We start from the raw sequence: 3,755 nt of genomic DNA, 5'->3' as shown, positions 1-3,755 counted from the left end.
ACGGCCACGTCGCTCGCGGACCGGCTCCACCTGGACCCCGGCACGCTCTCGCCGCTCGTCCGCCGTCTGGAGACCACGGGGTACCTCACCCGGTCGCGCAACGAGCACGACGGCCGGGTCGTCGACGGTGTCCTGCGCCATGCGTGTTCCTCCAGTCCGTGTCCAGGGTCGGGTGCGTCGCACCGGTGGGGTGGAACGCGGCGGGAAGCCGCGCGTCACCGCACCGGTGCAACGCTACCGGTCAGGACAGGATCTCAGGGGTTACCGACAGCGAGCTCGGGGACGGTGTCCGCATCCACCGTGCCGCCCGCGTCGACCGTCGCCCAGGCTGCGCCGCACGCGGCGCGGATCAGGTCGACGCCCTGGGGGCCCGTCAGCTCGAGCGCGCCGTCGGTCACGCGTGCAGCGGACGGGCCGCTCGTCCACCAGCCCTCGGCAGCCTGGACCGGTGCCTCGTGGGGCTCCAGGAGGCTCAGGAGGTCGGCGCCGATGTAGTGCGGGCGCAGGCCGGGCTCGGCGAGGACCGCGTCGCGGCCCCCGTTGACACCGGTCAGGACGTGCAGGCCCGGGTACCCGCCCGAGCGCGCACCGGCGAGGTCGGTGTCGAGACGGTCACCGACGACGAGGGGGGACGACGCACCCGCCCGCTCGACCGCGAGGTGGTACATGGTCGGCGAGGGCTTGCCCGCGCTCGACGGCTCGACCCCCGTGGCCACCTGGACGGCCCGCACGAGCGAGCCGTTGCCGGGCGCGAAACCACGGGCAGTGGGCAGCGACAGGTCGAGATTGCTCGCGACGTGCCATGCGCCCCGCTGGATCGCGTACGCGGCCTCGGCGAGCTGTGCCCAGCCGAGCTCGGGCGCGAAGCCCTGCGCGACCGCGACGGGCTCCTCGTCCGCGCTCTCGACGATCACGAAGCCCGCGTCGTGGACGGCGGTGAAGAGGCCCGCCCCGCCGACGACCAGGACCCGAGCCCCGGGCTCCAGCCTGGTCCGCAGGAGCGCGGCGGCGGCCTGAGCGGCCGTCATGACCTCGTCCGAGGACGTGGGGATGTCCAGCTCGGTGAGCTGGGAGGCGACCGACTGCGGCTCGCGCGAGGCGTTGTTCGTCACGAAGACGAGGCGCATGCCCGCGGCACGGGCCCCCCCGAGGCCGGTGGCGGCGTTCGGGATGGGCTCGTGGCCGCGGTAGGCGACGCCGTCGAGGTCGACGAGGGCCAGGTCGTAGCGTTCTGCGAGCGGGATGTCGCTCGCGATCAGCCCCAGGCTCACTTGGTCTCCTCGTCGTTCTCCGTGCCCGACGCCGCAGCGTCCGTCTCGTCCGTGGGCGCGGCCTCGGTCTCGGGGCCGTCGGAGGCCGACGACGTGTCGGTCGCGTCCTCGTCGGACGTGTCGGTGTCCGCCTCGGAGGCTTCGTCGGTCTCGTCGTCGATCTCGACGGCGTCCTCGGTCAGGTCGTACACGACCACCTCGTCGTCGAGCGACGTGCCGAGCGCGGCAGCCAGTGCGCGGGGGTCGACGTCCGCGAGGATCGCGGCGGCCTCCTCGAGACGACCTGCAGCCTCGAGGACGCTGGCGCGGGCCTGGAGGACTCGCAGTGCGAGGTCTCCCTGCGCCTCGGCAGCGGGGATCTGGTCGAGGACCGCCAGAGCGGCCTCGAACTCACCGAGGTCGGCACGAGCACCGCTCACGACGAGCGCGAGCTCGGTACGACCGTGCGCGTCGAGTGTGCTCGCCTCCTCGGAGGCAGCAAGGGCGAGGGCGCGCTCAGGGCGCTCGAGGCCCCGCTCGCAGTCGGCCATGATCGGGAGGTGCTCCGAGGACCCGTTGAGTCGGCGCACGGTGCGCAGCTCACGCAGGGCCTCGGCGTAACGGCCCGTCTGGTAGGCCGTCAGGCCGGCAGCCTCACGCACCACGTCGACGCGGCCGGCACGACGGACGGCGGCCTGAGCGTGCTCGTAGGCGAGCTCGGGGTCCGTGTCGATCAGCTTGCCGGCCATGACCAGGTGGCGTCCGACGACCGTCGCGTTCTCCTTGCTCAGGGTGCGCAGACGCCCGCGCACGTCACGGTCGAGGTCCGAGAACTGCACTGCCTCGTCGATCTCCGGGCCGGCATGACGTTGGTCCTGCGGGGGGCGCGACTGACGCTCACCCTGGTCGGCCGAACGCTGGGGACGGTCACCGTAGCTCTTGCGCTCGCCACCACCGGACTGCGGACGGTCACCGTAGGAGCGGCGCTCACCCGAGCCAGAAGACTGCGGACGGTCACCGTAGCTCTTGCGCTCGCCACCACTGTAGGAACCGCCGCCCGACTGGGGACGCTCGCCATAGGAGCGGCGCTCACCCGAGCCAGAAGACTGCGGACGGTCGCCGTAGCTCTTGCGCTCGCCACCACCGTAGGAACCGCCGCCCGACTGGGGACGCTCGCCATAGGAGCGGCGCTCACCCGAGCCGGAAGACTGCGGACGGTCGCCGTAGCTCTTGCGCTCGCCGCCGTAGGAGCCACCACCGGACTGCGGACGGTCACCGTAGGAACGGCGCTCACCGCCACCGGACTGGGGACGGTCGCCGTAAGAGCGGCGCTCACCCGAGCCGGAAGACTGCGGACGGTCGCCGTAGCTCTTGCGCTCGCCGCCGTAGGAGCCACCGCCCGACTGCGGACGGTCACCATAGGAGCGGCGCTCACCGCCACCGGACTGGGGACGGTCGCCGTAAGAGCGGCGCTCACCCGAGCCGGAAGACTGCGGACGGTCGCCGTAGCTCTTGCGCTCGCCGCCGTAGGAGCCACCGGACTGGGGACGGTCGCCATAGGAGCGGCGCTCACCGCCACCGGACTGGGGACGGTCGCCGTAAGAACGGCGCTCACCCGAGCCCGAAGACTGCGGACGGTCACCGTAGCTCTTGCGCTCGCCACCACCGTAGGAACCGCCACCGGACTGGGGACGGTCGCCATAGGAGCGACGCTCACCACCACCGTAGGAGCCACCGCCCGACTGCGGACGGTCGCCGTAAGAACGGCGCTCACCCGAGCCCGAAGACTGCGGACGGTCACCGAAGCTCTTGCGCTCGCCACCACCGTAGGAGCCGCCACCGGACTGGGGACGGTCGCCGTAAGAGCGACGCTCGCCACCACCGTAGGAGCCACCGCCCGACTGCGGACGGTCACCGTACGAGCGGCGCTCACCGCCACCGGACTGGGGACGGTCACCGTACGAGCGGCGCTCACCCGAGCCCGAGGACTGGGGACGGTCGCCGTACGTGCGGCGCTCGCCACCACCGTAGGAGCCGCCACCCGACTGCGGGCGGTCACCATAGGAGCGGCGCTCACCGCCACCGGACTGGGGACGGTCACCATACGAGCGACGCTCACCCGAGTCCGGACGACGGTCGCCGCCGGCGCGGGGCGGCTTGCCGCCCGAACCTTCGCGACGGGGGGCTCCCTGACCACGGCCCTGTGAGCCGGAGGAACGACCGGTGTCGCCGGACCGCCCTGCCCCGGAAGACCTACGGTCGCGGTCGTCGGCGTGACGTTCTGGGCTGTCGTTCACAGCGGTGTCCCTTCGATATGCACTGACGTTCATCATCCCACGAGCTGGGTCGTGGGGTCTTGCCCGGTAGGTCACAGGCACGCCAAAGGCCCACCCCGTGTGGGGTGGGCCTTTGGTGAATGGTTGTCCGGCGGCGACCTACTCTCCCACCCCGTCTCCAGGGCAGTACCATCGGCGCAGAGAGGCTTAGCTTCCGGGTTCGGAATGG

Annotated in this window: 2 protein-coding genes, 1 rRNA gene and 1 pseudogene; 1 reads left to right on the top strand and 3 read right to left on the bottom strand. The window is 72.2% G+C overall.

Annotated elements, in window-relative coordinates; translation table 11 throughout:
* Nucleotides 1-111: pseudogene (locus tag OERS_RS22335) on the top strand (MarR family transcriptional regulator); the annotation flags it as partial.
* A 143-nt stretch (nt 112-254) separates the two neighbouring features.
* On the opposite strand, the gene OERS_RS20330 reads toward OERS_RS22335, so the two are convergent.
* From OERS_RS20330 to rrf, 3 genes are all read right to left on the bottom strand, one after another.
* The gene (locus OERS_RS20330) at nt 255-1,271 is read right to left on the bottom strand and encodes an HAD-IIA family hydrolase (RefSeq protein ID WP_068627786.1); all 1,017 of its coding nucleotides are present in this window, start codon (nt 1,269-1,271) and stop codon (nt 255-257) included.
* Entirely contained in the window at nt 1,268-3,547 is a 2,280-nt protein-coding gene (locus OERS_RS21680; RefSeq protein WP_169834257.1) for a hypothetical protein, read from the bottom strand. The genes OERS_RS20330 and OERS_RS21680 overlap by 4 nt, the downstream gene beginning before the upstream one ends.
* Before the next feature lie 125 nt (nt 3,548-3,672).
* Nucleotides 3,673-3,755: ribosomal RNA gene (gene rrf, locus OERS_RS20320) — 5S ribosomal RNA — on the bottom strand; the annotation flags it as partial.

The sequence above is a fragment of the Oerskovia enterophila genome (assembly GCF_001692445.1).
In the GTDB taxonomy this organism is placed as follows: Bacteria; Actinomycetota; Actinomycetes; order Actinomycetales; family Cellulomonadaceae; genus Oerskovia; species Oerskovia enterophila.
Note: the sequence above shows the minus strand (reverse complement) of the source record. Positions and strands in the feature narration are given on the sequence as shown.